Genomic DNA, 4,566 nt, shown 5'->3' with positions numbered 1-4,566 from the left:
AGGCACAGAGATGGTAATGCCTGGTGATAACGTAGTCATGGATGTCGAACTTATAGCACCCATAGCTATTGAACCAGGGCTTAGGTTTGCTATTCGTGAAGGTGGCAGAACCGTAGGAGCCGGTGTAGTAACTGAGATAATTGAAAAATAGCGAAAAATAGGGGAATCGCGAGATTCCCCTTAGCTTTTTTATTTAAAAACCCGTAATATCAAGCGTTGTATTGATTATCATCTGTTAAAAATTCACATTATTTTTGAGAAGATCAAAAAAAGGTTTTAAAAGCTAAAAGCTATTTTATTGACAACGCACTTTAATTATGATAAATTTATTAAAGTGACAAAACAGCGAAAAATCCTTACACAAAACAATAGAAGCGAAACACTAGGAGGTGTACTCATTGAGGGTCAACATAGTTTTAGCATGTACAGAATGCAAAGAGAGGAATTATTTTACCCAAAAAAATAAAAAAAATGACCCCGATAGACTGGAGTTGAATAAATACTGCAGGCGCTGCGGAAAACATACACTGCACAAAGAAACCAAATAAAAGCTAGGAGGATTGTCTTATGGCAGCGGCTAAGGAGGGCATCATAAAAAGGACTGGAAAATTTTTCAGAGAAGTAAAGTCCGAGATGAGAAAAGTAACATGGCCGACTAAGAGTGATTTAACCACATATACTGTTGTGGTTTTTGTATCTGTTATAATTGTGAGTGGATTTATATGGATAGCTGATACTATTCTTTATAAATTAATATCATTAGTTCTCCGATAATTGAAGGAGGTTGGGCACGGCCCGGTGTAGTATGTCAAAAAATTGGTATGTTATTCATACTTATTCAGGTTATGAAAATAAAGTAAAAACTAACTTGGAAAAGCGCGTAGAATCTATGGGAATGCAAGATAAGATTTTCCGTGTTCTTGTTCCTGTGGAAGAAGAAGTTGAAATAAAAAATGGTAAACGAAAAGTTACCCAGCGCAAGATTTTTCCGGGTTATGTTTTGGTTGAGATGATAGTAACAGATGATTCTTGGTATGTGGTGCGAAACACACCGGGAGTTACCGGCTTTGTCGGAGCGGGCAGTAAACCCATTCCGCTTCAAGAATCTGAGACTAAGCTAATCTTAAAGCAGATGGGCATAGAAGAACCAAAACAGAAGTTTGATATTGATATAGATCAAAATGTTAAAGTTGCTTCAGGTCCATTTGAAAACTTTGTAGGGAAGGTCATAGAAATAAACCATGATAAGCAGAAGTTAAAGGTGTTAATTTCTATGTTCGGAAGAGAAACCCCTATAGAATTAGGTTTTGATCAAATAGAAAAAATATAATATAAGTAGTATAACAGGAGGTGCGCAAATGGCAAAAAAAGTTGTATCTGTAGTTAAACTTCAGATTCCTGCAGGTAAAGCAACGCCAGCTCCACCGGTAGGACCGGCTCTTGGCCCTACGGGGATAAATATAATGAACTTTTGCAAAGAGTTTAATGAAAAGACAGCACATCAAGCTGGGTTAATTATACCTGTGGAACTTTCAGTATATCAGGATAGATCTTTTACCTTTGTTTTAAAAACGCCGCCAGCCTCTGTATTATTAAAAAAGGCTGCAGGTATTGAGAAGGGCTCAGGAGAGCCGAATAGAAACAAAGTAGGAAAGGTCAGCAAAAAAGATGTTCAAGATATAGCTAAATTGAAGATGGTTGATCTTAATGCTGATACTATCGAAGCTGCCATGAAAATGGTAGAAGGTACAGCCCGCAGCATGGGCATTACGGTAGAATAAATAGATAGCAAGTGGGAGGATTTTCCGCTAATACCACAAGGAGGTTTATAATAAATGGCTAAACATGGCAAAAAATATTTAGAAGCCTTAAAACTTGTAGATAGAACAAAATTGTATGATGTTCAAGAAGCTATAGAGCTTGTAGAAAAGACAGCCGTAAAAAATTTTGATGAAACTATAGAGGTGGCAGTTCGCCTTGGCGTTGATCCAAGACATGCGGACCAACAGGTAAGAGGAACCGTTACCCTTCCCCATGGCACAGGTAAAGATGTTAGGGTATTAGTTTTTGCCAAAGGTGACAAAATCAAGGAAGCTGAAGAAGCTGGAGCTGATTTTGCTGGTGCTGAGGATATGGTGGCTAAAGTTGAAGGAGGTTTTCTCGACTTTGACGTAGCCATTGCAACACCCGATATGATGGGCAGTGTAGGTAAGTTGGGAAGGATTTTAGGTCCTAAAGGTCTCATGCCGAATCCTAAGGCGGGCACAGTGACTTTTGACGTAGGTAAGGCTGTTAAAGAGGTTAAAGCCGGTAAGATTGAGTTTAGAGTTGATAAGACTAAAATTGTTCATGCTCCCATTGGCAAAAAATCTTTTGGTGTAGAAAAATTGACTGATAACTTTAAAACTTTTATGGAAGCCATAATTAAGGCAAGGCCGGCTTCAGCCAAAGGGCAGTATATTAAGAGTGTTACAATATCCAGCACTATGGGGCCTGGAATTAAAATAAATCCTCAAAAAATAATAGAGAAAAAATAATCGTTATTCATTAGGTTTATCTTTAAACTAAATGTGATTATTATATATTATGCTGCAGACCGTAGGTGCTATAAAGCTTAATTTCCTACCGAGGCAAAACTTTAGTAATGATTTCTATTTTTAAAAATCATTACCAAAAACCATGTTGTCAAAAAGCCTTTCTGCAGAAACGGAAAGGCTTTTTTAAATAAGAAATTATATTTTATTACCAAATAAAATATGTCTAGGAGGTGAAACAGTGGCAGTAAAAGAGTCGAAAGTTAAAGCTGTTGAAGAATTAAAAGATAAGTTTAATCGGTCAAGTGCCGTAATTCTTACTGACTATCGGGGCTTAAATGTTGCTGATATAACTGAGCTTCGGCGAAAACTTAAAGAACAGGGAATTGAGTATAAGGTTGCAAAAAATACTTTAACACGAATTGCTATTAAAGATTTTGAGTATGATTTAGATGAGTTTTTAGAAGGTCCCACTGCCATGGCTTTTAGTTATGAAGACCCAGTGGCTCCGGCAAAAGTACTTATAGATTTTGCTAAAATCCATAAAGAGCTTGAGATTAAGGCTGGAGTTGTTGAAGGCAAGGTCGTAAGTAAGGATGTTATTGGTGAATTAGCCAAAATGCCTCCAAAGGAGCAGCTTTTGGCAAGTGCGGTTGGTGCAATTCAGTCGCCGCTGTATGGTATTGTAGGAGTAATGCAGGGCACTCTGCGAGATATGGTCTATACTTTGCAGGCAATACAGGACAAGAAAGCCTCATAGCACACATTGCTTTGTTGCACAGGTTTTATTATGTAAAACAAATAAATTTAAATTTCTATATGAAAAAAAGGAGGAACTTTTAATGACAAAGGAAGAAATTATTTCTGCTATTGAAAATATGACAGTTTTAGAACTATCAGAACTTGTAAAAGATCTTCAGGAGAGATTTGGTGTAACCGCTGCCGCTCCAGTAGCTATGGCTGCTGCTCCTGCTGCAGGTGGAGCTGCTGAAGCTGCTGAGGCTGAACAGACTGAGTTTGATGTAGTTTTAACTGCTGCCGGTGACCAGAAGATTAAGGTTATTAAAGTTGTTAGAGAGATTACAGGCCTTGGCCTAAAAGAAGCTAAAGACCTAGTAGACGGTGCTCCTAAGGCAGTTAAGGAAAAAGTCAGTAAGGAAGAAGCCGAACAGATTAAGGAAAAACTCGCTGAAGTCGGTGCATCAGTAGAAATAAAATAAGTAAAAATTAATTTGTTAAAACTCATGAGCCCTCGGCAATACCTATCAGATAGGTATTGCCGAGGGCTTAATTGGTTTAATACATCTATATAAAAAATAAGTCCCACATCTTAGGGCCGCTGATGTGGGAACGAAAAATCAATGAGCAGCTCATTATTATTCAATCTCTATGGGGACTGACTTATCGGGTTTTTCTTTTTTAGGAACGGTTATATTTAAAACACCATTTTCAAGTTTTGCTACAACTCCTTCATCACTTGCATCTGCTAAGAAGATGTTGCGCTGCATCGAAGTATGGCGTCTTTCTCTATGAATATAATTCTTACCTTCTTCTTCAACTTTTTCTTCTCTGTTTACAGAAATTTGCAATCTTCCTTCATCGATGGTTACATTAATTTCTTCTTTTTTAACACCGGGAAGCTCTGCTGCAATGTAGTAGTTCTTGTCGTCCTCTAAGACATCAATTTTAAAAGTGTCAGCAGCAAGGCTTCTTCTAAAAGGCCAATTATCAGTAAAAAAGTCGTCGAGCATATTGTAAAAATCATCAAAAGTACTGCTCAGCAAATCGGGTGTTCTTCTGTTAAAAGGAACTAATCCTGCCATATGCACCAACTCCTTTACTGTTGATTTTTTATCTATTAGCACTCTCGGCCCTTGAGTGCTAACTTCAATTATTTATATACCATACTTTTCGTAATTTGTCAAGTATGTCTACAAAAAAATTTTTAGTTTTTTATTGTATATATATTCAAAACATTTTTTACGATAATATTTTAAAGTTTGCCTATTTTTTCCCTAAGTATGATATCATT

At 37.0% G+C, this 4,566-nt stretch carries 8 protein-coding genes, 1 pseudogene and 1 other annotated feature; of the genes and pseudogenes, 8 read left to right on the top strand and 1 reads right to left on the bottom strand.

All coding sequences use genetic code 11. From position 1 onward, the window contains the following. From tuf to rplL, 8 genes and pseudogenes are all read left to right on the top strand, one after another. Positions 1–151, top strand: a pseudogene (gene tuf / locus BUC45_RS00770) (elongation factor Tu); the annotation flags it as partial. Positions 152–398: 247 nt separating this feature from the next. Next, positions 399–548: a 50S ribosomal protein L33 gene (gene rpmG / locus BUC45_RS00765; RefSeq protein WP_013779206.1), complete on the top strand. Its 150-nt coding sequence runs from the start codon at positions 399–401 to the stop codon at positions 546–548. Between the two features lie 19 nt (positions 549–567). Then, complete coding sequence (secE, locus tag BUC45_RS00760; protein WP_013779205.1) at positions 568–774, top strand: preprotein translocase subunit SecE; 207 nt, start codon at positions 568–570, stop codon at positions 772–774. A 31-nt stretch (positions 775–805) separates the two neighbouring features. Next, a complete protein-coding gene (gene nusG, locus BUC45_RS00755) occupies positions 806–1,330 on the top strand; it encodes a transcription termination/antitermination protein NusG (RefSeq protein ID WP_013779204.1) in 525 nt (174 codons plus the stop codon). Between the two features lie 28 nt (positions 1,331–1,358). Further along, a complete protein-coding gene (rplK, locus tag BUC45_RS00750; protein WP_296969454.1) occupies positions 1,359–1,781 on the top strand; it encodes a 50S ribosomal protein L11 in 423 nt (140 codons plus the stop codon). A 54-nt stretch (positions 1,782–1,835) separates the two neighbouring features. Then, complete coding sequence (rplA, locus tag BUC45_RS00745; protein ID WP_296969452.1) at positions 1,836–2,537, top strand: 50S ribosomal protein L1; 702 nt, start codon at positions 1,836–1,838, stop codon at positions 2,535–2,537. Positions 2,538–2,571: 34 nt separating this feature from the next. Continuing rightward, positions 2,572–2,732: a sequence feature (ribosomal protein L10 leader region), on the top strand. A gap of 43 nt (positions 2,733–2,775) precedes the next feature. Beyond that, on the top strand, positions 2,776–3,294 hold the full coding sequence (gene rplJ, locus BUC45_RS00740; RefSeq protein ID WP_296969451.1) for a 50S ribosomal protein L10: 519 nt from the start codon (positions 2,776–2,778) through the stop codon (positions 3,292–3,294). Between the two features lie 82 nt (positions 3,295–3,376). Continuing rightward, entirely contained in the window at positions 3,377–3,754 is a 378-nt protein-coding gene (gene rplL / locus BUC45_RS00735; RefSeq protein ID WP_013779200.1) for a 50S ribosomal protein L7/L12, read from the top strand. Between the two features lie 156 nt (positions 3,755–3,910). Here rplL and BUC45_RS00730 read toward each other — a convergent pair whose 3' ends face one another. Further along, a complete protein-coding gene (locus tag BUC45_RS00730) occupies positions 3,911–4,357 on the bottom strand; it encodes an Hsp20/alpha crystallin family protein (RefSeq protein WP_296969449.1) in 447 nt (148 codons plus the stop codon). Positions 4,358–4,566: the final 209 nt, after the last annotated feature.

This window comes from Tepidanaerobacter sp. EBM-38, from assembly GCA_001896545.1.
Lineage (GTDB): Bacteria > Bacillota > Thermosediminibacteria > Thermosediminibacterales > Tepidanaerobacteraceae > Tepidanaerobacter.
This window is presented reverse-complemented; position numbering and strand designations above follow the sequence as displayed.